This is a genomic window from Paenibacillus alkalitolerans (assembly GCF_016482785.1).
Lineage (GTDB): Bacteria > Bacillota > Bacilli > Paenibacillales > YIM-B00363 > Paenibacillus_AE > Paenibacillus_AE alkalitolerans.
In genome coordinates this window covers 118,993-140,329 of sequence record NZ_JAEMXM010000004.1, presented here as the reverse complement: position 1 = coordinate 140,329, position 21,337 = coordinate 118,993, and the positions used below count along the sequence as shown (strand labels likewise).

Sequence of the window (21,337 nt, the reverse complement as noted above, 5' to 3'; positions counted from 1 at the left end):
TACTAAAGCACGTCGGCCGCCCCAGCTACGATCCGCAACACTTCCTCAGCCTTCACCCTGTACTTCTTCTCGTACCAGCGGGCGAACTGTTCATTTGTCAGCTGCGGATGAAGCGGCCTCAAATCCAGGATCGATTGTTTGATATCCACGTACTTCGGTGAATCATCAAATGTGCGTTGGATTTTTCTTCTGTGCTCTCTTTGGTGTCGGTTGTTCGTTAGGTTCAATCCAATCACCTCGCAAGAAAAGCCGCCCTTGGAACGCAAAAAGAGCCGCTCGATGATCGAACGACTCTTGGATACAATTATTGCACACTATCATATTAGCACGGAAAATTTGACTTGTCCGGCACATCGGCGGCATTATTTCGGCATAATTCCGGCATAGTTTCGGCATTAACTCGAAATCCGATTGAACTCTCGTTCAGCTCGGGTTTTCCAGACCCTGTACGTTCTTTCCGCGATGTTCAGTTCAGCAGCAACATCTGCAGGCGACATTCCGTCAACGTACCGGTACCGCAATAGCTTCGCATAAGTTGGTTTGTAATCTTCCAACGCACTCAGTACCGCGTCAACCTGACTCAATCCGGCTTTCAAGTCCTGGTATTCGGCTAGCCGCTCCAGCACTTCATCGATGTCGCTTCGCATCTCCCAGCCGCGAGCTTCGATAATTTTCTTGATTTTGTCCCGCAGCTCCCGCAGCAGTATGTCATCCTCCGGATCGGCGCCTTGTTTCGGCACCGCGGCTAACTGCGCCTGGGTTCCGACCGGGTAGCGGCGAAGATAAGCGTGGGCGATCGTCTCCAGCTTCTGCTCGTGTTTATTCAGGTATAAATAGCTCGGCAACCCCCGCAATCTTTGGTGTAGCTCCTGCAGCTGGTCTTCTTCGTTTAGCCGGCTGACGGTGATCCCTGCGCCGACGCTGTATGTAGACAGCACCTGCAGTCGGGCTTTCATCTGCCGGTATTGCGATAATATCTCAAGAGTGTTTTGCTCGGTCACGTACGATTCACCGCCTTATGTTATAATTTGTCCAGGTGATGTATTGTGAAACTCGAAACTCTCGATCAGCTCGGCGAAGCCAAACGTTTGAGCCGACGCGTCAAAGTTTACTTCCGTGAAGACGGCACGCTTGCGGCCGATGGTGTCATATTGTCGTTTGATGCCGATACGGTCAGTATTCTGGATTACTCCATCGGTGTTGTTCACTTTTTCCGTGAAGTCGTCGATGTGTATGACGATGCGTCGGTTCAATGACGACGCCGCTTTGCCTGAGTTCTCTTTTTCCGGAAAGAGAGCTGTTTTATTCTCCGTTGTCGCTTTTTATACTGGTCGATCAACGGACCAAGGGTCTTCATGATTTCGGACGCCATTAGCCGTACTTGTTTCATGACCGCATCTACTTGCCATACAAATGTCTCGCATAGCTTGCGGGAATACTCTATCAATTCTTCGTCTGTTAATCCTTCCGTCTCGATGCCAAAACGTTGAAGCGTTTCGCGCAATTTCTTCACATCCGGCTCTGTCATCTCCATGACCTCCCTGATTCAATATCTCACCAGACACACAATCATTCCGATAATCATCAACCACGCCACAGCGCCGATCGGCAAGGCGTACCATAGGCCGGTTATGAGATTGCCGTCGTCATCGTCCGGGAATAGTTTCATCGGGACCAGCTCCTTTGATGGATTGGCGCACTTCATTCGCGTACCTAATCGCCCACACGTCGGTCGAAGAATGTTCGATCTTCTCCAACACTTCAACCGCTTGGTTTAGCAGTGTTTCCCATTGTCGTACTTCCGAAGGCAGGAGACATACGAGTTGCTCTCGCTCTTTCGCTAACCTCTCCACTTCCGCTTCCTTCTCTGCTAACTTGGTGAGGAGTTGGCGAATCCATCTTTCGGATTCAATGGTGTATTTCCCGTACCATGCGATTTGTCTATGGACTATGTCAACGCTAACGAATTTGTTCAACGCTTCCTCGACCTCTTTTACATCTACGTCCGTACCTGTCGGTTCGAATATCCAATCATTCTCAAATCCGCATCGCTTGCACGGTTCGCTCGGCTTCTCCTGATAAGTCACGTTGGTTCTTTGTTCATGCCCGCAATTACCACAAAAGAATATCCCGATTTCTACGTCCGTAGGGAGAAGGTCGAATGTGCCAGATTCGATTCTATGTGTAATGTCAACCAAAATACTGTGTTGTCCCGCTAGATGCCTCTTTTGCATTTCTGTTGCTTTCGGAATTTCTTGGTCAATGTGCTTCAGTTGGGTATGTGTATACTCCAACAACTTCGCTTTACTTATTGCTTCGCTCATCTCCCCGACACCTCCACCTCGATGAAATACATTCCGTTCTCTGATCTTAACGGGTATCGTCTCCGCTTGATATTTTTCTTCGTCAACCAGGAAGCCAACTTTCTGCTCTGCACCGTTACGCTGTGACTGGTCGCCTGCTTCACCTTCACCCCGCGGCTGTCTTTCTTCAGGACCAACTTATTGCCGGCGACGCCGATCATCAGCGCGTCGTCCACTTGCAGTCCAAGCTTCGCGGTTGCCGTATCGTTGAACGTGAAACCTGATTTATTTAGCGAGACGACCGGACCAGCAATGACTAATTCCGGCGTGAACCATTCGATGTCGTTCAGGACGTACTCATCGATAAGTTTCGGGTTCGCTTTGATGACCGCTTCGGGAAGATCGGCCTGCGGTTTATAATTGCTCGGCCCCGCTGCCGTACCGACTCCGCTTACTCCCGGTTTCGTGATGATGCCTTTCGGTTGTGCAGGCTCTTCTCCCGTCTGCTCCAACAACTTGCGCGCCTTCTCCGGCGTGATTCCCTTGAGTTCCCACTTTTTGACCCAATTGTGGATCGTGTTGTATTTCATGCCCCAAGCTTTCTCGATACTCGACATCGTTTCTCCGTTCGCGATACCTTCCAGAAAAATTTTCTTTGTCAGTCCGCAAGCCGGACCGTCTTTGAGTGGTTTCATATCGTCATTACCTCCAGTTTTTATTTCCGGTTTTATCGTCTTCTTTGGCGCTGCAGCCTTTCTCGCCGTGATGGTCTGATTCAGTGCATTACCTAACTGCTGCAGCTGCTTGCCGATATCACATTCATGAATGCAATACTGAGAGGATTGCCTCTGTTTCATACCGTGCCTTTTCTGACAACCTTCGCAATGCTCTATTCGAAGTTCATCAACCTTTTTCAATATTTGAACTCGGTTCAATATCCTCACCCCGTTCCCGGTGTATGTCAAAATCTGATTTGTCCCTCTGTCCCTTGTCCCGCTTTGTTTTTAAATCGCTTATATGCGCGTGTATATATGTGCGCGTTATATTACATAGAGGTAAAGTGAAGGGACAGCGGGACATATATACGATTTTTCTTTATGTGATGCGGGTTTAAGGCTGTCCCGCTTATGTCCCGCGTTGTCCCTTCGGAATTTCATGCGGGACAAGATTTTTATTCATTTGTCCCTCTGTCCCGCTGTCCCACTTACTTTTACGAAATATCTGCATTTCTTTCCTGTTCCTTGTTCCCGACGTTGCTCAGAAACTTCCAATCCAAATTTCTTTTTGACGTCCAACGTGAACGATTGCTGCTTCGGAATATGATCGATACCTTCCTGTTCACACCACACTTTGAACTCGTAATACAGCTCGCCCGTATGTTTCGACAAAAGATACGTCTCGTCGATCTCGTTCTCGATAACCCACTTCAATGCATGCGAGCTCTCGATCCGGTACGTTTCCAATGCCTTCTCCACCTTGTCCGACTCCGTGAAACCTTTTTTCGAAAGCCGCCGATACCCCCGGATCGCCATGTTCAGCAGATACGACATCGCCTGCTCGGACTTCATATCATCCTCGATATTCGGGTTAAAGTCCGGATCCGTTTTCGAGAAAACCGCGTCGAACGGCAGCAATGTTAGTGTTCGATAAAAGCCATGCGACTTGTCGGCCACCGGCGGGATTTTGTTCGTTGAGAAAATGAGCTTCGCATAATTGATCAGGTCAAAGGGGTTTTTGTTCTTCCGCTCGACCGTGACCGGCTCTCCGCGGGACAGCTTCTTGAGCATGCTGGAGTCCTTGATCTGAGTTGCCGGGATATCATCGCCGACGTTGACGAGCTTGTTCTCGAGCTCTGCCGGCCGGAACGTCGTCTCCAGATCCTGCAGCGATAACGTCGAGTAATTACCCGATCCAATGAAATGACGAATCATTCGCAACACGGTACTCTTGCCGTTGCTGCCCTCGCCGAAGAAAATGAAAATCTTCTGCCGCCGGCAGTTCTTCACCAGACAATACCCCATGATTTCCTCGAAGAGCTTGTAAAGCTGATAATCCCCGCAAAATACTTTCCAGAGCATTGCATCAAGCGGCTCGAAGTAGGCTGTCGGGTCATATTTCGCATTCACTTGCTGGAAGTCGATCGCCTCCGGCGTGTGCGGCAGTAGCTCCATTGTCTTCAGATTCAGGCGGCCATTTTTAAGGTTGATCGTATATTCGTCCATATCCGGATGATCGACGTGCTGCTGGATACGTATGTAGTCCATGACTTCTTCGCGTTCACGCTTGATCGATTCCGGGTGCAATTCAATGATTTTCTGTAACACCGTATTGTCGGCCAACCGATAGCAGCCGTCCTTGTAAACATAAAGCCGTTGATGATACGAAATCAGTGCCATTTCCCGGATCAGGTAATCGCCGAGGACATGATGCAGGAACTTTCCTTTCTCCGTGAACCAAGGCATATCAATGTCGACACGCTTCCCCGGCGCCGATTCCGTTACCTCCGGATAAGCTTCCTCCCGGCAGATCGTCGCGATCTCTCGATCCGGCAGCGGCTCCTTGAGAATGTATTGATTGATGAGGCGAATGACCTGGGCGGCTTCCTGCTGAGTGTAGTCGCGCTTGGCAAGCTCGATCTGATACTCGTAAAGCGCCTGGTTACGCCCATCGCCTTCCCCCATCTCATAGAAGCGCCATTTTGTCTGCCGCAGCGGCCGGAGCCACCGGGGCAGCTCGTCAAGTTCGTTCCAGTCGTAATCAGTCAGCCATTCCCGCCATTCGCCTTGAAATTTCACAGCAACTTGCGACTGCTTCCCCCAGCTGCGGTAGTCCGCAACGAGGCCGATCCCGGTCGTCGACTTGACGCTGTTCTTCACCGGCTCCGCGACGGCGAACCAAAAATGAAGCCCGCGCGTTGTCTGCATGACCTGACATTTGATACCCTGCTCGGCGACCAAAAGCATCAGCTTGGCGGCTTGCTCCGCATCGTCGATGTCTACCGCAACGTAAGGAGTTGGGATCACAAGGCCCACGTTTGGCCAGTTACGCAGCTCCGCTCGAGAGAAGGTGTCCCAGCCGATGGGTGCTTTGTCTTCCCGCAGCTTTATAAAGGAGTCTTCGAATCCAGAGAGCAGAGCAGGTCCTTGAGCTCCTGTAAGGTTGTGATCCATACGCCAGTCCCTCCGCTTTGTCGAATTTCCCGAAGATGTTTAAGTTGAAGAGGGGAGGGACGATCCCCATCCCCTCTCTTCAGTTCACAACCAATGAAATGTCCGCGATAGCAGATAAATAGATCCGGACGCCCGCGGCGTTCCCAGGCGTTGCCGTGGGTCACTACATGATAGATTTCACGTTCGATCAAATACTGCACGCATTCGTCCTGAGAAGCCTTCTCTCTCATTTACCGGCAGCAGCCTTCTTGGCTCGCATTTCTTCCAAAATCTCAGCAGCCGTTTTCTTCTTCGGTTCGCCGGCCGGCGCCGTTGCAGAGCTCCCGCTGGATTGCTTCGGCGTGAACGGCTCGCCCGGTCCGATCCATTTCTTGATATTGCAGAATGTTCCGCCTTTATCGCTGGGCGTATGAACAATCTCGACAGTGACAAATTTTCCGATCAGTTCCTTCGTATCCACTTCATCGAGCGTTTGATCGTTCATCGCGGCACGGCACATGCGCGCATAAATGCCCTCGGCAACCTCGTTCGGCGTTTCATCGTTATTGACGAAATTGAAGTTCTCGCGAGCCTTCCCACCGTTTGCATCTTCCACATGTACGACGATCTTCTGGAATTTCGCATAATCGGACTCATCGATCTTGGCGATCCGCACCACCTGCTCGCCTTCCGGAATCAATTTGAAATCGCTGTTAAGTTTTCTTTTCATACTGCGTTCCTCCCGATAGTGATTTTGGTTGTAAATCCAGTTTTCTTGTATTGCTCATAAAGGCCGTCTTTCTTCAACCGGTCTGTATCGATCCCGCCGGCCGCGGCCTTGGTTACCTCAAAGCGATACGCTTGCCCGGCGACCTCGATCTTCTTGTCGCTTTCCTTCATCCGGCTCTCCAGTTCCGCTTTGAGCTGCTTTTTCAGTTGGTCGAGTGTTTTCTCATCCTCGGCAACCGTCTCGCTCAAGGCATCGAGTTTAGCTTGCAACGGCTCGATTTGCTGGATAAGTGCCGCTACGATATCCTGCTCCTCTCCCTCGGCTGGGAGACTTACATGCGCTGTCGTGAGCGCTTTAACGATCTCTTTGTCCTTTTTATCGTCCCACATCGGACTTACGCAGCCATCGATATGCTTTTCGTACCACGCGAGCGCAGCATCCAGCTTGTCGGAGAAATTGGGGTACTCCGCGGCGACGCTGTATTTCTTGACAATCGTATTCGTAGGGCTTGGTTCGAAGTTTTCCGGATTCGCATAATCCTTTTCTTCAAGGATCGTCAGGACCATACGGAATTCATCAAGCCCAAGCAGATACGCATACAGAGCGCCTTGTACCTTGTAATACTCCGGCGGAGAGAACTTGCCGCCCTTGTACCAATCCTCGACGCGTTTCGTCGTCTTGAGCTCGTAGAGTGCCGTTTTCGTCCGCGCGTCCCACATACCGCCGAAAATCGATTCATCCGGGAAATGGTCGAAGCGTAACTCCTTCGTCGTTTTCCCATACCAATCTTCAGCGCCTTTGAGGAGTCCCTTACCGAAGTAGTATTTCTTGTCCAGGTAGGCAATGACTTTTGGCTCGATCACCTTCCCGGCGATGGTGTAAATCGTGTCCTCGAAAGGAATCTTGTACGTACCGGTCATGTCGCACCATACTTCGAAATCGGTTGTCCACGGGGAGAGCCCCAAGATCGGGGCTAACCGTGTGCCGGTGATTTTCTTGATTTTCTTCGGTATTTGCGGCAATGTGATCGTCTTCGCTTGAAGGTTAATGTTCATAGGTCACCTCAGGACGCGGGCATGAGCTCATTGATTGCATCGAGCAGCTGCTCCGCATCCGCCTTCGAGAGCTCCGTCGCCAGCATTTCCGAGAACGATCCGATCACTTCCGCATCGACCTGCGCTTCTTCAAGCATCGTGATGCCGAGCGCGATTGCCTCGAGCTGTTCCTCCGTCGCCGGACCGTCCTGGTTCACTGCAGCTTGCTTGATTTCCTCCCGGCGTTCCGGAGGGGTGTATTTCGGTTTGTTCTGGCGAACCTCTTCTTCGTCGCTTTCCGGATCCGTGTCCTCTGCCACAAGGAAGTTGGATGCGAGGAAGTATTTCAACCCGCCCGTGTACGCTTTGTACAGCGCTTTGTCACCGTTATCGGCGCCGGAACCGGAGAATAGGTATTCTTCAAACTCGCCTGTATCCGGGTCGATCAACCTTCCCCTGAATTTGGTAAGGATTAAGTGCATCTTATCGCTGATCGTACCCAGGTACTCGTGGCCGATCTCTTCCATCTTCCAAAGGAGCCCTGCTTGTGACCTGGCCTGCTTGAAGTTGTTTTTGTATTGCTTTTCGGTAATGTATTCATAGGATTGATGCCGGTTTTTACCGTCCTTGCTCCAGTTGAAGCTATCCATAATGCTTTGAAGCATCAACAGCTTCGCGTATAATCCTTTGGGTGCCTCCGGCGTTGCCGCGGCGGTCGATTCTTCCGTCGTTTTGGTTGTCCGTGGAGCCATGTCCTTTTTCCTCCTCGATTTCTTCTCTGGTTTGATGCCCAAGTAATCGTTAATGCGCTTTTGCGCGAGATCGATATAAAATTGCTTGTCGACCATACCAATTTTGTAGCCGGCGCGGTTCGCAATAAAGCAGTGGTCCGGTAAATTCGCGATCTTGTCGCGGCGCTCTTTCTCGCCTTCGGCTTTCGGCAGCTTCACCTTATACAGCGTGCCGTGCTCCTTATTGATCGAAGCGAACACCCGGTTCGTGTTCTGCACTTCAACCTCGCCGGCGGAACCCTTCCAAACCACTTTGTCATACGTGCTGCCGGCTTTGCAGACGATTTGAAACTGCTCCATGTCGTCGCAAGAGTTGATCGTCTCCTCCAGGGGCACACCGTCAAGTAGGTGAGCAACGACCGCCTTCGAGACGATGACCATGCTGTACTGCTTGAAATCGCCACCTTCGTAGTTGCTGACGTAGCCGCCTTTGACTTTGACTTTACCGTTCACGCTGCGCTGTACGTAGTTGTTGACGTCCTTCTGGAATATCCGCTCGATTTCTTCGGATTCCATCTGAAAGCCGGTCCGCTGCTCCCAGGCGGCGATTACCGCCTTAATTTCCGGCTCGCAGGCGCTGTCGTAGGAGACGATCAACCCGTCCGTGTTGGACTGAATGAGCTCGAACGATGGCACGTCCTCCAATTTCTCAATCAAGTCGATCAGATAGAGCTGACCGGACACGCAGACGGCCAGCGCCATTCGGGGGTCATACAGCTTGTTATACTGGTTATTCATGGCGCCGAACGTAGTGTTCAGGACCAGCTTCAGCGCGTCGGCCGTCGCCTTATCTCCAGCCTTCTTTGCCGCAAGACGCCGCTCGTACACCCGCTTGAACTCTGCCGGATCCGGCACGTTACGACTCATGTACTCGTTGACGATCATGAGAGACGGGTAATAAGAGACAACGTCAATGCTTGCGATTTTGCGGGATTCCGACCGTATTGCGCTGTAGCATTCCCGTGCCCCGTGGAGACCACCCCATGCCAGCTTGTGCGGCACACCGGCGATTTCCGTCTTGAGCTCCCGTTTTCGCGCCGGATCGATGTCGGCAAAGAACTCTACCACTTGCGGATATTTCGTGATGATCAAGTTTTCCGGAAATTCGTAGAAATCTCGGTCCGGCTGATTCATGTTCGGAGGTTTTGCCCCGAGAAACTCCGCCGTCAACTTGGCGTTGGTAAGCCGCAAGCTATCAGCTGCTGAGAGGCCGCACATCGCGCCGACAGCGATCTTTGAATTCAGGTAATCCTTCCGCTCCGCAAACAGTCGGACCGTGGCGTCAACATCGTACGAACAATACCGAACCGATTCTGTCAGCTCTGCTTCCGTTAAAGGACGATCAATGTGGAAAGAAACGCTGCTTTCCTCGATATCCATCCCGAGGTTACCTTCGATCTCTTTCAATCGGAGCGGAACGGGAATGTCGTCCATTAAGTCGAAGTTGATGAACGGATGACTTTTTCGGTTCAAGAACGGGAAGTTCCAGGCGTCGTTGTCTGCAAATATGAAGTCGTTGAGCTCTTTGACCGTCGCATTGTCGGCTCCGTGGTAGATCGCCTTTAAAATCCATTGGTCGTAATGCTTCGAGTTGTAGCCGCCGAGCACCGGTTGCCGCATATCGATCCATTCAGCTACTTTGTAATTGTCATTATGAAAGACAAGCTTTTCGCCGCTCTCCAGGTGATGCGCGACGACAATCCAGTCGTGGGAAAAGACTTCAATATCGTAAATCCAAATATTATCCATTCAATTCACCGTATTCTCGCTCGACCGCATCCCAATTCTCCGAGACGTTCTGCAGCGTGCGCTTTGCTTCAGCTTCACGCTGCTTAGCTTTTTCGAATCGATCCATATCGCAATACTCTAGGACCGTTTCACGAATCAAGGACTCTATGATTTCCGGCTTCAACGCATCTAGCTCCCAACATTCATACCCAAACTCGTTGATATATCCTGTCGCGCGACTGTCAGAAAGCTTCGTCGGGTTCGGCGGTGGATTATACTCCTCGATTTGGTTCATATTCAGCGCGATGCGTGTAAACTCCGGAAAAACCTCGAATACGTTCAGTCGGTCTACGATATCACGACTCATGTCCTTACCGGACGGATCATGGTCGCCTAGATGAATAATGACTGGCGTTTTGTCTCCCACGCCTCTTAATCGTTCGGCGGCAACCCACATTTCAGATTGGCTAACATACCCTCTGCACGAGAAGTACGGTACATCAAGGCGATTGCAAATCTGCCCTACTACGCCGACAAGAGCATCTTTCTCGACCCATACCTCTACGTAATAGTCCTGATCTTCCCACTTGTCGTAAGCAAATTGAAAGGCTGCGGACCGAATAATTTGCCTTGGGGTGTCCCAATGGCTGTTTTGTCTGAGATTTCGTGTGCGATCTTCAATTGCGTTCCAATCAATAAGTCCGGACATCCTGCCGTCGGAAATGAGATTCCCAAGATTCTTGTAACTTCTTTCGTTGTTCGGAATGACATCTCTCGCGACGAGCTGATAATAGACTTGCCGTAGAGTCAAAGAGTATCCTTTCCTCTGATACTCTTCGATGATGTCATTCACGCGTCGGATTAACGCAAGACTATCTGGACGGAAATTGATTTCCCGATAGCAAATCTTCATAAGAAGCGCTACCCCCTCCTCATAACACAGGCATGGGCCCGAGGTCTTTAAGCTCAAGCATCCCTCGCCCACCGTACCTTGTTGTGTATTCGATAACCAACCAGCCGCCGGCGCCGCCGACAACCTTCGAGGAAACCACATCAAGCTTTTTGCCAAACTGTTTCGTGAACCGTCGAGCACGCGCTTATGAACATGAATAGATTCACCGGCGTACGCACTTGGTACTTCAGTGCGCGGCCGCTCCCTAACGAGCCAAAACAACTCGATTCGTCGTTTCTCCTGCTTAATTTCTTCTTCAGACCTGCGTTTTCGCTTCGCCAATCTGATCAGTCCTTTACTTCTTGATTTCCTTCACAAACGCCCGCAGCTCCGTCTCGTTAAAGTCCCGATGCTGCATAAGCGCGTTCCAAATCTTCACTTCAATCGTCCCTTCGGTCTCAAAGAGGATGTAGCTGCATTTCGACTGCTGCCCTGTCCGGTGGATGCGATCGCACGCCTGCTCGAACGTTTGGCTACTGAGTGTTGGCTCGTAGAAGAGGATCGTATCCGCCGCAAAGAGGTCAATGCCGGCCGCCGCCGTCTGGTACTGGCAAACGATCACCTGCAGCTCGGGCTCCGCCTGGAACCTCCGCCAGATGTTCTTGTCCTTTTGCGCACCATCCAGGACGACGAAAGAGAGCTTCATCTTTCCAAGGACTTTCACGATATCCTCGATCGACTGTTTGTAATGCGCGAAGATAACTAGCTTTTTACTCCAGTTCTCCAGGACTTCCTGAAGTGCCGCGGGCTTTTCACATTTAAGCAGGTGGACGTTCTTCTGCTCGTCGACGATTGCGCCGCTACACATTTGCCTGAGTTTCGTCATGCGAGCAAGCGGATTCTTCGCTTCGATGTCGAGCTCGGCGATGTAGTTTTTGAGCATTTCCTTGTACAACTTCTTCTCAAGCAGCTCCACCGTGTACCGTTCCGGCGGCAGTTTCTCCGGCAGGTCCATGCAGTCCTTCTTCCAGATCCAGATCGAATGCTCTGCGATCTTCGCCTTGAGCTCCTCCACGTTGATATAGCGCCACGGCTTGTAGAATTGGTTCAGGATGCAATACCGCTTCTCGAACGCCGAATAGGGTCCCAGGATTTCAGGATTAAGAAAGTCGAATTGCGCCCAGATTTCTTCCCAATGGCTGTTACCGATCGGCGTGCCGGTCATGATGTACCGATACTTGGATGCGCGGGAAATTTGTTTGATTCCATTCGTAACTCTTGTACGCTTCCCGTTCACCTTTTTGATTTGCCCGTTGTAGCGGTTTGATGTACGGTTCTTGATGAAGTGGGATTCGTCCAGGCATATTAGATCCCATTGCCGGTCAAGCTCTTTGCGTCTCCAGATCAGGTCGTATGTGGTCACGGTCAGAAACTTCTCGAAGATGCGACGCTCGAGCGGTGAGAAGAACAGCTGGATGTCACGGCTCCAGCTCCCCCGGACTGAGTTCGGACAAACGACAAGGGCGTTCCGGATCAATCCCGACTTAAACAGTTGCAGCATATGGAAGAGCATCGGCAGAGTCTTCGACATCCCCTGCTCTGCGAAGACGGCGAAAAAATATCGCCATCCAAGCTCTCCAAGGATCGTCTTCTGATGTTCAAAAAATTGCATGGGATCAGTCCCGGCAACGGTTTTGCTGTAACTGCTCTTGAAGAATTTCCAACTCATTGCGAAGCCGGTCGATCTCCTTTTCGGCATCGATCGCACGCTGAATTGCATACGGCCAACCAGTGTGGGCTTCGGCGATGAACTGAGCGTCTTCAGGAGATAGTCGACCGTCACTGTGCCTAATCTTTTGGATGAAGACTAAATTACAAGCAGGGTGGCCGCATTGGCACGATTCAATAACATAAGGTCCCGGTGTCGCCGCCTCGCAAATCTCTAAATCTTTTTCCAAATCTCTTACCATCGAAATCCCTCCGATAAATTGTTGAGGGTGTCTCCCTCTCACTTACTCAGCGAAGAGGGAGAACGAATAATACCCGCTTTACGCCGCCATGGGTTTCGTGCTATCATGGCGGCAACACATATGTTTTCTATTTCGAGCCCCAGGCTGCAGTCCTGCGGCTCTTTTTCTATGTCAACGGGAGCTACCCGGTGATTTATAGGTTGGGTAGGAACACCGCCTACCCTCTGCCGGAAAATCCACAAAGCACTACATAGCGAATTCTCCTTTCGTATGTATTGGGCGGTCCATCAATGGGGAGAGGGCACCCGTTCTCTCCCGGATTGGTTTCCCGCGAACGCGGCATCTCACGACGCGACGGTTTCGGCCGGTTACCATCCGGCTCTCATTCAGGCGGGTTTAATAACGAATTTGCCTTTTTTGATTTTCTCTTCAATGTCTTCCAAAGCTTGAAGATATCCGTGTGAATATCCGCCGGCACTAGATCTATGAGAAGACAAGAAGGCCCATAATCTATGCTTTCGCTTTTCAGAGTCAATATGTTTTAGGAGAGCGCTGCAATCAATCGTCATCATTGATTTCGTAGTCATCGCATTCGACTTCGCCGTCGGCTGGCGAGTCAAAATCATCGTCGTAATGACCAATCTTGAATCCTTTTTCGCGCAGATTGTGGACAAAATCACCCACCGACTCCACTACTCCACTCTGCGCCCAATCAAGGATTCGATTCAGATCGTTCTCCTCAATTTCTTCCGGCATTTCAGCATCGATTTCCCTTCGATACGTTAGTTTCTCGGTAACAAAAAGCTTTACTTTTGGCATTCGTTAGAGCTCCTTTGCGTTAAGTTCCTTAGCTTTTGCCTCTGCCTCGTAATAATGCTCGTATAGTCGTCCAACTCTGCACTTCTTCTGCTTATCCCAAACCATGTGGAAGAGCTTCTGTTTTAGAACTTGTTGAGAGACAACGTAGCGCATACCCCTACCTTCCCGGCTCCTTACCGGCAAGCCTCGCTGTCAACTCAACACACGCCCGGCAGACCGGCTTTCCCTTGACGTAAGACAAATCCTCAACCGTTCCGCACAATGTGCACCCCGGCGCGTACTTCTTGAGTACGATCTGATCGCCGTTCGTGAATATCTCTAGCGGATCTCCTTCCGCTATCCCGAACGTTTGCCGTAGTTCTTTCGGGAGTACAATGCGGCCCAGGTTATCAACTTTCCGTACAATTCCCGTAGCTTTCATATGTGAATCTCCTTTCCCTCGTCGGGTCGTTATGGTAAGATAAGTCCAATCAATGTTTTCCTAAGCGCTCGTTCCCGCGAGCGTTTTTCATTTGTTCTTCATCCTTGAAATCGAAAATAATTTCGTTCTTTTCAAATGGCACTTCGGGAATACCCAGATGGAGATGAGGACCGAATATCTCGAATAGGATCCACAGTTGAAATTCTTGAAAGCCTTCTTCATTAGGAGTTAAGCAACTTGGAACGTAATCCGGACCGTATCCCGGCAACTCTTTAAGAAACGCATAATGATCCATCACAACCTGCCTACCGAAGTCGTTCAGCTTCACCTTAACCGAATAGTTCATATTAAAGTGAACCCTCATCCTCGCCACCCATACTGCCGAGCAAGCTTCCGCAAGTTATCCCAATCAAGCAAAACCAACGTCTCCCGACGAAATCCCTTTCCCTTAAGAATCGAATCATCCAATCGCCCTCCCTTTGTGCGCCTCGCTAATCTCGCGCTCCAGCTCCTCGATCTCCGCCCATAACGCCCAGCAAGCCATTTCGTCGCCCGCGTGTTTCGCGCGCCGGTACATAAACGTGAGCTCTTGGATACGTTGGCGAGTTTGCTTAAAATTGAATGCCATCCGCTGTCACCTCCATACACCTCTCCAACTTCGTTTCCACAGGTGATTGACATGACTTAATCTCGCTGCATCTGCAGGGTCCATCGGCGGAACTGTTGCGGCCTTTTCCATGTCCCAGCCGTAGTCCGAAACACGATGACGGAACGTGTCATAACAAATTCCGTTTTCGCGAGCTCTTGCTACAATTTCCGCCGGATACTTCCGACCGCACTCATGGGCATAGTGGGCTTGAGCAATTCGATCCTGTAGCGGCTGAGTCGCGGCACGTTCCGGTTCCCACCCGAGCTGATTGATTCGGTACTTGTATGTGCTAATGCAAATCCCGTTCTTCTCGGCAATTTTCACCCATTTGCTGTTGTGGAATGTCCGTTTCCTGGGCGGTGTTGTCATTGCCTTTTCTTTAGACCATCCCAGCTGACGGATCCGGTTGTAGAACGTAACCTCGCTGATACCGTTTTCGGCAGCCTGTGCAAATTCCTCCGGTGTGATGTAGTAATCGTATGGAATCATCGCCCTGACACCACCTTCGGAACTGCTTTCAACTTTAACCGGCCATCTTCGAAAACCACTTCCATTTCGTCTGTGTGCCCGAATTCGTCCATCCGGACGATCCGTTTGATCTCCATCTTCGTATTACCGGCCAGATCCCCAACGTGTTGTAATAGTGTCATTTCACCGGGCCAATTGTCGAAGTTAATTACTCTGTTACTGGTGTCCTTCGTAATGATCGTGTATTGATAGTTCACCCCACATTCACCACGCTTTCCCACGTCCCGATTTCGTTCATCCGGACAAACGGCGCAAACTCGATACCGTACTTTTCCTTAATCCCTAACCTGACGAACTTCTCACCTAGCTGCTCGATGAGATCTTCCGGATTGGCGTATCCGTCATCCCCCGGCCGTGGTTCATTAAGCATGCTCCTTCGCCTCCGTCAACCGCTCCAAAGCGATCTCAATATGCTCCCGAGCGTCTTCGATGTCCATCACTTTTTCGCGGTTCTCGTCGTTGGTCATGACGTACAGCAATACACGATCAGCGTCTGCTTTAGCTTGAAGCAGACTTGCGATCAGCTTGTTCTTGCGTTCCTGATCGTATTTGTTCATCTCTTTCATCCCTCCATGTCAGATCAATGACAGCGCCGAACAGAAAGATTACGGCCGTCACAATCAACGCCACGATATTGAAATACACACCCAGCATAAAAAGTACGATGATACAAGCGATGGTGAGTGTGGTTTGTGTTCTCTCGCTCATCGGCCAAGCACTTCCCGCTCAACGGCTTCCCATGCCGTGCGGCCGTCTTTGATTCCTTGAAGTTTCAGTGGATTATGAATCCTGGGATTTGGGGTGCAACTACCATCAAATCCCCGCGTAAAGCCCCAAGCATAGTCCTTCTCCAATCCGAGCCGCTCTGCCACAGCGCCGTAATGGCCTACTACCCATCGTTCATCGAATAAATCGTGAATATCATTGCCGATTAACACCCCTATCCCGCAACCACAAGGCTTGCCGTTCGGTAAGACATCCGCCCATATTTCCTGCCGCGGCACCCAACCGCGTTCCAGGTACGCCTCCACAACTTGTTCCGGTGTGATTCGTTTCATCGTGTGTTCACCTCCCTCATGTTCTCGGCAACTTGTCGGTCTATCCATCGATCGATATCCGTCTGCCGGAAGAAATACTGGCCGCGTTGAACAAAAAATGGAACTTCGCGATCTGCTACCATTCGTCGGAGCGTACTTTCAGAAACGCCGAGATACTTCGTTGCCTCTTTGATGTCGAAAATGTTGCCATACAAGCGCTTCTCGATGATCGGTGTTAAGCGATCAAGTAATTGTTTCTCCAAGCCCTCGGCAATCTCGGCGCGAAGGGCTTGGATAAGATCGGTTGTAGACATTCGTCTCCACCGCCTTTAAGCAGGTTGTCGCGGACGGGATCTTAATAATCCGTGAAAACTGGATTCTTTGCCGAAAAAAATATGCTCATCGGGAACTTGATACAGGGCAATTAATTCAACCATGAGATCCCTAGGGATGTTCGTTGAATCGATTTCATACTTGCTAATCGTTTCAGTGCTTCTCCCCGTTTGATGAGCTACTTCTTTGAGCGTAAATCCGCAGTTTACCCGAGCCGCTCTAAGCGTAATTTGCAATCCACGCATTGTACACTTCAACTCCTTTTTGTCAATTTCGTCATTGGTGTCGCTCGGTGCCTTTATATTAATCCGGTTAAACTGGATTGTCAACCGTGAAAATTGAATTTTGCTCTTTTAATTTTCTGAAAATCCGGTTATAATGGATAAAATCCTATTTAAAGTGGAAGGTGTGCCAGTTGAGAAAGAAATATTCCGATGTAGAGCGGCAATTGATGAAGGAGATGGCTCATAACTTAAAAAGAATTCTGACTCAAAACAATGTTTCACAAAAGGAACTTGCGGAGATGACCGACTATTCCACGAGCGCCATTTCAGATTATCTCAACGCTAAAACGTTGATGTCCCCAGGAGTGGTCCAAACGATTTCCGATGCACTCCAGGTAAAGAAAAGCGATATTGACCCAACATTTCGTGGAACAGTGGTAGCCGAATCGAATGCAATGTATGAAGTATCGGAGGTCGTGAACCTCCCAATCGTTGGCCGAATTAGTTGCGGGAATGGTGTAATTGCTTATGAGGATATTCAGGGTTACGAACCCATACCAAAACAATGGCTAAACGGCGGTGACTATTTTCTGATTCGTGCCAAAGGCGACAGCATGATCAATGCCCGCATCAATCACGGGGATATTCTCTTGATCCGCAGACAGCCCGAGGTCGAGAACGGCCAAATTGCGGCGGTGCTGATCGGAGAGGAAGCCGTGCTGAAAAGAGTGTATCGGGATGGGGATCAATTGAGACTCCACAGCGAAAACCCGGCTTACCCGACAATTTTCTGCCCTCCGTCGGAGGCGAAGATTGTCGGAAAATTAAGCCGTGTCTTAATAGAATTCTAAGTATCTTAATGAATAGAGGTGTTCGTATGAAATGGGTTATGATTAGCAGCTTGCCTTATACGCATGAATTTGAGTTGGAAGGTGACGATCGAGTCGTGCTCAAATTGTCATGCCGTGAATCGGAGATTATGCACAAAATGCGACTAATCTTCGGACGTGATGTTGAAGTAGAACTATTCGAGGGTGAATCATAATGAATAGGCGGTGAACATGGTGCTAAATCGTAAAGATATCGAGGAGTATAGAGGTTACTGGATTTTGCAGTATGAATCTGAGGATGGCTTGCGCGTTGATTTTGGCACAATAAGGTCTAAGCTAGTTGCAACCATAGAAGAAGCAAGGCAGTTGGTAGATTATTATCTGTCGCCTGATAAATGGGATAAGTAATTTGATTTTAGGAGGTCAAAGTCATGCCGCACATTGAGCAGCGCGGGCCGAGGTCTTGGCGATTGCACGTTGAAGATCCTGCCAACTCCGCAGGGAAACGACTACCGACAATAAAGAAGCCGATCCGAGTCGACGACGAAAAGTTATTGAAGGCGCCCACCAAGTTGAATCAGTTTCTTCAAGCCGAACTCCATAGTTTCATTAGGGAGGTTGAAGCCGGCGAGTATGTGAAACCGAATAAGATGACCTTCACAGAATTCGTTCCGGAGTGGAAAAAGAATTATGCTAATATGAACCTCGGACAGTATACAAGAAAGATGTACATGGAAAACATCAATACACATCTCATTCCTGAGTTTGGCGAAATGCAAATAGGTCAAATCAAAACCATTCACATCGTTAAACTGATGACCAAGCTTCGAACACCAGAAGGTCGTAAGGACGGAAAAAACAAACCTCTCGCGACGAACACGATCCTCAATATTTTCAAAGCTTTAAAATCGATTCTAGACGCTGCAAAGCAGTGGGGATTCATCGCCAAGAATCCGATTGATGGAGTGGACCGTCCAGTGGCCGACAAGAAAGAAAAGCGCGAAATTAAGAGTCGAAAGAAGGCATACAGCGCATCCGAAGCTGAGAAAGCTATCCTCGCGCTTTATGCTGAGCCTGAGCGTTGGAAATTGTATTTCATCGGCGTGTTACTCGGCGGTTTCCGGCGCGGCGAGATGTTGGGTGTGGAGTGGCCGAGCGTAGACTTTGAAGTTTGCGGCTTATGGATCGAAAAACAAATATCGCTCGACGAGGCCGGAAAGAAAACTGAGGCAGAGCTCAAAACGGAAGAGTCGGAAGCGTTTGTTCCCATGCCACGATGGTACATGGACGAGCTCAAACAATATCAGCATGAATGGAAGAAAGAAAAACTCCAGTGCAAGAAATGGAAAGGCGGGGACAAGCAGTATGTATTCCATCGCGGATACGGCGAAATGTATTTCCCGAGCTCCCCAACAAAAGTGTGGCGGGAATTCTTGGACAAGCATAACCTCCCCCGGATCCGCCTTCACGACCTAAGACACACCACGGCAATGCTGCTCCGGGAAGATGGTGCGGATGTAAAAGCAATCCAAGAACGACTTCGACATGCGAGGGCAGCGACTACCCAAGACATGTATATGCATGAATCCAAACTCGTCAGCCGCAACACTGCGGACCGCCTCGAAAAATTCAATCCCAAACAACTTCGTTCCCAATCCGTTCCCAACGCATAAACCCGTTCCCAAGACAAAAAGAAAAATCCCTTTGCTACAAGGGATTTCAGGTAAGCGGGTGATGGGAATCGAACCCACGCTACCAGCTTGGGAAGCTGGAGTTCTGCCATTGAACTACACCCGCACATCAATTATGTGAACAACAATATATCATGAACTTGAATGCTTTGCAATTCCTCGCGCTCCATTCCGTTCACAAAAAATCGGACAATGACTGGAGTTCGATGCATGAAAAATGGTAACCTATTGGCAACACCGTTTTTCGTGAAAAGGAGGCGTTGCAGATGATGAAATACAGACGTTTGGGCCGGACAGGCATGAAGGTTTCCGTCGTCGGCGTAGGCACATGGCAGTTCGGCGGCGAATGGGGCCTTACCTATACGCAGGAAGAGGCCGACGCGGTGCTGACGCGCGCGAAAGAAGCGGGCATCAATTTAATAGACACGGCGGAATGTTACGGTGACCACTTGTCGGAACGGCTGATCGGCGGATTTTTGCAAAAGGACCGCAGGGAAGATTGGATCGTCGCCACGAAATTCGGCCATCATTTCAACCAATTGTTCGACCGCGACCAGCGCTGGTCCGCAGCCGATGTGAAAGCGCAATTGGAAGAATCGCTGCGCTCGCTCCGAACCGATTATATCGATCTGTATCAGTTCCACTCCGGCAGCGACGAGGTGTTCGACAACGACGATTTATGGACGATGCTGGATAAAGAAGTACAAGCCGGCAAGATACGTCATCTCGGCATCTCCATCGGCAGCAACGACAACCTTCATCAGACGGCCGCCTCCACCAAATTGGGCTCATCCGCCATACAGGTCGTGTACAACAGGCTGGACCGCGCACCGGAAAAGCGCGTGTTCCCGTCATGCATCGAACAGGATTTGGGAGTGTTGGCCCGCGTTCCGCTTGCGAGCGGATACTTAAGCGGCAAATATAAACCGGATGCGGTGTTTGGCGAAACCGACGTCCGACATCGCCATGACGCGGAACAACGGCGCGCGAAGCTGGAGGAAGTCGAAGCGATCCGGAGGAACGAAGTGCCGGAAGGAATGGATATGGCGGTATGGGCGCTGGCGTGGTGCCTGAAGCACGATGCCGTCACCACCGTTATCCCCGGCTGCAAGACGCCGGAGCAGGTCGACGCCAATGCGGCTGCGGCCCGTTATGTGAGCGACCAGCACCCGCAAGCTTGGAAAGAAACAAGGGACTCATAAGATGAAAAACCCGCCCTTCCGGCGGGTTTTCTTTTTCATTCGTCGGCATATATCAAACCGTGCTTCTTGGCATATTTCCCCCAATGAGGCTTTCTTCCGTCCACATCGGAAAAACCGTATTCGTCCGACAAATGCCAGCTGGCCAATACTTTGCCCCCTTTGCTAGAGACGCTCGGATCGGCGGCCAGAGCGGCCACCCCTTGTCCAAGAAAATAAGGCGTTTCCGATTCGATGAAATGCTCCGCGTGCGGAAGCCCGCTGTGAACCGCATCCTGCCAGTTGTCCGCCTTCACCCCGAAATAATCCAACATTTCCTCGGAGCGGAGAAACCCCGGAGTAACGGCAAGCGCCGTGACATTATGCGGCTTAAGCTCCTCCGCCATCGACGCTGCCAGGTGGATTACGGAAATTTTCGCCAAGCTGTAGTATAAATTCCCCCGGTATCTGTAGTCGATTCCGTCCGTCACTTCAATGATCAATCCTTCTTTCCGCGCCACCATTAACGGCGAGCCGTAATAGCTCGTGATCATATGCGAATGTACGGCGCGCTGCTGCATAAGAAGACCGTTCGACAGCGAATGCTCCCAAAACGGCGTATCCCATTGCGTTAGCTTTTCTCCTCCCCATATGTCGTTGACGAGCACATCCAAGCCGCCGTTCTGTTCTTCCTTCACCCGCTCGAACAGCGCCTTCACTTCATCCTCCACGGTATGATCGACTCTTACGGCAATCCCGGTCCCCCCTCTAGCCGTTACCATTTCCGCCGTTTCTTCAATCGTTTCCGGCCGGTTCAAGTCCGACGGATTGCCGCGAACGCTGCGTCCCGTGCAATATACGGTTGCTCCCGCAGCCCCAAGCATTACGGCGATCGCCCTCCCTGCTCCGCGTGTGGAACCTGCTACGACTGCAACTTTTCCCTTCAAAGAATTCATCATTCACTCGCCCCCTTGTGGTTTGTAATAATAATACATGAACTTATATGACATCTATTGTCATATTAATAAAA

General features: G+C 50.4%; 30 protein-coding genes, 1 tRNA gene and 1 pseudogene. 5 read left to right on the top strand and 27 right to left on the bottom strand.

All coding sequences use genetic code 11. The features are described 5' to 3' along the window. Positions 1–2: 2 nt before the first annotated feature. Together JET16_RS09180 and JET16_RS09175 are read right to left on the bottom strand one after the other, a co-directional pair. Positions 3–227 carry a hypothetical protein gene (locus tag JET16_RS09180; protein WP_199615526.1) on the bottom strand — a complete coding sequence of 75 codons (225 nt, stop codon included), beginning with the start codon at positions 225–227 and terminating at the stop codon, positions 3–5. 168 nt (positions 228–395) lie between these two features. After that, positions 396–1,001, bottom strand: a complete 606-nt coding sequence (locus JET16_RS09175; protein ID WP_325176654.1) for a sigma factor-like helix-turn-helix DNA-binding protein — start codon at positions 999–1,001, stop codon at positions 396–398. Between the two features lie 45 nt (positions 1,002–1,046). Here JET16_RS09175 and JET16_RS09170 point away from each other — a divergent pair, with 45 nt between their 5' ends. Then, positions 1,047–1,256, top strand: a complete 210-nt coding sequence (locus JET16_RS09170) for a hypothetical protein (protein ID WP_199615525.1) — start codon at positions 1,047–1,049, stop codon at positions 1,254–1,256. Here JET16_RS09170 and JET16_RS09165 read toward each other — a convergent pair. From JET16_RS09165 to JET16_RS09065, 23 genes and pseudogenes are all read right to left on the bottom strand, one after another. After that, complete coding sequence (locus JET16_RS09165; protein WP_199615524.1) at positions 1,250–1,528, bottom strand: hypothetical protein; 279 nt, start codon at positions 1,526–1,528, stop codon at positions 1,250–1,252. The genes JET16_RS09170 and JET16_RS09165 overlap by 7 nt on opposite strands. Positions 1,529–1,546: 18 nt before the next feature. Then, on the bottom strand, positions 1,547–1,669 hold the full coding sequence (locus tag JET16_RS30540; protein ID WP_267908673.1) for a hypothetical protein: 123 nt from the start codon (positions 1,667–1,669) through the stop codon (positions 1,547–1,549). Further along, positions 1,647–2,324, bottom strand: coding sequence for a hypothetical protein (locus tag JET16_RS09160; protein ID WP_199615523.1), 678 nt, complete (start codon positions 2,322–2,324; stop codon positions 1,647–1,649). Before JET16_RS09160 ends, JET16_RS30540 begins: the two co-directional genes overlap by 23 nt. Next, positions 2,321–2,998, bottom strand: coding sequence for a hypothetical protein (locus JET16_RS09155; protein WP_233531302.1), 678 nt, complete (start codon positions 2,996–2,998; stop codon positions 2,321–2,323). Before JET16_RS09155 ends, JET16_RS09160 begins: the two co-directional genes overlap by 4 nt. A gap of 93 nt (positions 2,999–3,091) precedes the next feature. Further along, positions 3,092–3,247: pseudogene (locus JET16_RS31075) on the bottom strand (zinc-finger domain-containing protein); the annotation flags it as partial. Between the two features lie 231 nt (positions 3,248–3,478). Next, a complete protein-coding gene (locus JET16_RS09150; protein WP_199615521.1) occupies positions 3,479–5,473 on the bottom strand; it encodes a phage/plasmid primase, P4 family in 1,995 nt (664 codons plus the stop codon). 226 nt (positions 5,474–5,699) lie between these two features. Further along, positions 5,700–6,182, bottom strand: coding sequence for a hypothetical protein (locus tag JET16_RS09145; protein WP_199615520.1), 483 nt, complete (start codon positions 6,180–6,182; stop codon positions 5,700–5,702). Next, positions 6,179–7,237 carry a hypothetical protein gene (locus JET16_RS09140; RefSeq protein ID WP_199615519.1) on the bottom strand — a complete coding sequence of 353 codons (1,059 nt, stop codon included), beginning with the start codon at positions 7,235–7,237 and terminating at the stop codon, positions 6,179–6,181. Before JET16_RS09140 ends, JET16_RS09145 begins: the two co-directional genes overlap by 4 nt. An 8-nt stretch (positions 7,238–7,245) precedes the next feature. Next, the gene (locus tag JET16_RS09135; RefSeq protein WP_199615518.1) at positions 7,246–9,756 is read right to left on the bottom strand and encodes an ERF family protein; all 2,511 of its coding nucleotides are present in this window, start codon (positions 9,754–9,756) and stop codon (positions 7,246–7,248) included. Next, positions 9,749–10,648, bottom strand: a complete 900-nt coding sequence (locus JET16_RS09130; RefSeq protein WP_199615517.1) for a hypothetical protein — start codon at positions 10,646–10,648, stop codon at positions 9,749–9,751. The genes JET16_RS09135 and JET16_RS09130 overlap by 8 nt, the downstream gene beginning before the upstream one ends. A gap of 334 nt (positions 10,649–10,982) precedes the next feature. Further along, entirely contained in the window at positions 10,983–12,299 is a 1,317-nt protein-coding gene (locus tag JET16_RS09125; protein WP_199615516.1) for a DEAD/DEAH box helicase, read from the bottom strand. Positions 12,300–12,303: 4 nt separating this feature from the next. Beyond that, positions 12,304–12,597 (bottom strand): hypothetical protein, encoded by a 294-nt coding sequence (locus JET16_RS09120; RefSeq protein ID WP_199615515.1) that lies wholly within the window; start codon positions 12,595–12,597, stop codon positions 12,304–12,306. Positions 12,598–13,155: 558 nt separating this feature from the next. Then, entirely contained in the window at positions 13,156–13,416 is a 261-nt protein-coding gene (locus tag JET16_RS09115) for a hypothetical protein (RefSeq protein WP_199615514.1), read from the bottom strand. A 157-nt stretch (positions 13,417–13,573) separates the two neighbouring features. Continuing rightward, positions 13,574–13,837, bottom strand: a complete 264-nt coding sequence (locus tag JET16_RS09110; protein WP_199615513.1) for an AbrB/MazE/SpoVT family DNA-binding domain-containing protein — start codon at positions 13,835–13,837, stop codon at positions 13,574–13,576. Between the two features lie 49 nt (positions 13,838–13,886). Continuing rightward, positions 13,887–14,183 (bottom strand): hypothetical protein, encoded by a 297-nt coding sequence (locus tag JET16_RS09105; protein WP_199615512.1) that lies wholly within the window; start codon positions 14,181–14,183, stop codon positions 13,887–13,889. 114 nt (positions 14,184–14,297) lie between these two features. Beyond that, complete coding sequence (locus tag JET16_RS09100; protein WP_199615511.1) at positions 14,298–14,465, bottom strand: hypothetical protein; 168 nt, start codon at positions 14,463–14,465, stop codon at positions 14,298–14,300. A gap of 6 nt (positions 14,466–14,471) precedes the next feature. Beyond that, positions 14,472–14,975 carry a hypothetical protein gene (locus tag JET16_RS09095; protein WP_199615510.1) on the bottom strand — a complete coding sequence of 168 codons (504 nt, stop codon included), beginning with the start codon at positions 14,973–14,975 and terminating at the stop codon, positions 14,472–14,474. Beyond that, a complete protein-coding gene (locus JET16_RS09090; protein WP_199615509.1) occupies positions 14,972–15,211 on the bottom strand; it encodes a hypothetical protein in 240 nt (79 codons plus the stop codon). The genes JET16_RS09095 and JET16_RS09090 overlap by 4 nt, the downstream gene beginning before the upstream one ends. Then, entirely contained in the window at positions 15,208–15,384 is a 177-nt protein-coding gene (locus JET16_RS09085; protein ID WP_199615508.1) for a hypothetical protein, read from the bottom strand. The genes JET16_RS09090 and JET16_RS09085 overlap by 4 nt, the downstream gene beginning before the upstream one ends. After that, complete coding sequence (locus JET16_RS09080) at positions 15,377–15,571, bottom strand: hypothetical protein (protein ID WP_199615507.1); 195 nt, start codon at positions 15,569–15,571, stop codon at positions 15,377–15,379. The genes JET16_RS09085 and JET16_RS09080 overlap by 8 nt, the downstream gene beginning before the upstream one ends. Before the next feature lie 147 nt (positions 15,572–15,718). Next, a complete protein-coding gene (locus JET16_RS09075; protein ID WP_199615506.1) occupies positions 15,719–16,072 on the bottom strand; it encodes a hypothetical protein in 354 nt (117 codons plus the stop codon). Further along, complete coding sequence (locus JET16_RS09070) at positions 16,069–16,365, bottom strand: helix-turn-helix domain-containing protein (RefSeq protein ID WP_199615505.1); 297 nt, start codon at positions 16,363–16,365, stop codon at positions 16,069–16,071. Before JET16_RS09070 ends, JET16_RS09075 begins: the two co-directional genes overlap by 4 nt. Before the next feature lie 15 nt (positions 16,366–16,380). Beyond that, complete coding sequence (locus JET16_RS09065; RefSeq protein WP_199615504.1) at positions 16,381–16,629, bottom strand: helix-turn-helix domain-containing protein; 249 nt, start codon at positions 16,627–16,629, stop codon at positions 16,381–16,383. A gap of 170 nt (positions 16,630–16,799) precedes the next feature. On the opposite strand from JET16_RS09065, the gene JET16_RS09060 reads away from it, so the two are divergent. The 3 genes from JET16_RS09060 (at position 16,800) to JET16_RS09050 (ending at position 19,111) form a co-directional block, all read left to right on the top strand. Then, the gene (locus JET16_RS09060) at positions 16,800–17,459 is read left to right on the top strand and encodes a LexA family protein (RefSeq protein ID WP_233531301.1); all 660 of its coding nucleotides are present in this window, start codon (positions 16,800–16,802) and stop codon (positions 17,457–17,459) included. A 210-nt stretch (positions 17,460–17,669) separates the two neighbouring features. Next, on the top strand, positions 17,670–17,846 hold the full coding sequence (locus tag JET16_RS09055) for a hypothetical protein (protein ID WP_199615503.1): 177 nt from the start codon (positions 17,670–17,672) through the stop codon (positions 17,844–17,846). A gap of 23 nt (positions 17,847–17,869) precedes the next feature. Then, entirely contained in the window at positions 17,870–19,111 is a 1,242-nt protein-coding gene (locus tag JET16_RS09050; RefSeq protein WP_199615502.1) for a tyrosine-type recombinase/integrase, read from the top strand. Positions 19,112–19,164: 53 nt separating this feature from the next. Here JET16_RS09050 and JET16_RS09045 read toward each other — a convergent pair. Continuing rightward, positions 19,165–19,235 (bottom strand) — tRNA-Gly (locus JET16_RS09045). A gap of 163 nt (positions 19,236–19,398) precedes the next feature. On the opposite strand from JET16_RS09045, the gene JET16_RS09040 reads away from it, so the two are divergent. Further along, entirely contained in the window at positions 19,399–20,331 is a 933-nt protein-coding gene (locus JET16_RS09040) for an aldo/keto reductase (protein ID WP_199615737.1), read from the top strand. 35 nt (positions 20,332–20,366) lie between these two features. Here the strand turns inward: JET16_RS09040 and JET16_RS09035 are convergent, their stop codons facing one another. Further along, positions 20,367–21,263, bottom strand: coding sequence for an SDR family oxidoreductase (locus JET16_RS09035; protein WP_199615736.1), 897 nt, complete (start codon positions 21,261–21,263; stop codon positions 20,367–20,369). Positions 21,264–21,337: the final 74 nt, after the last annotated feature.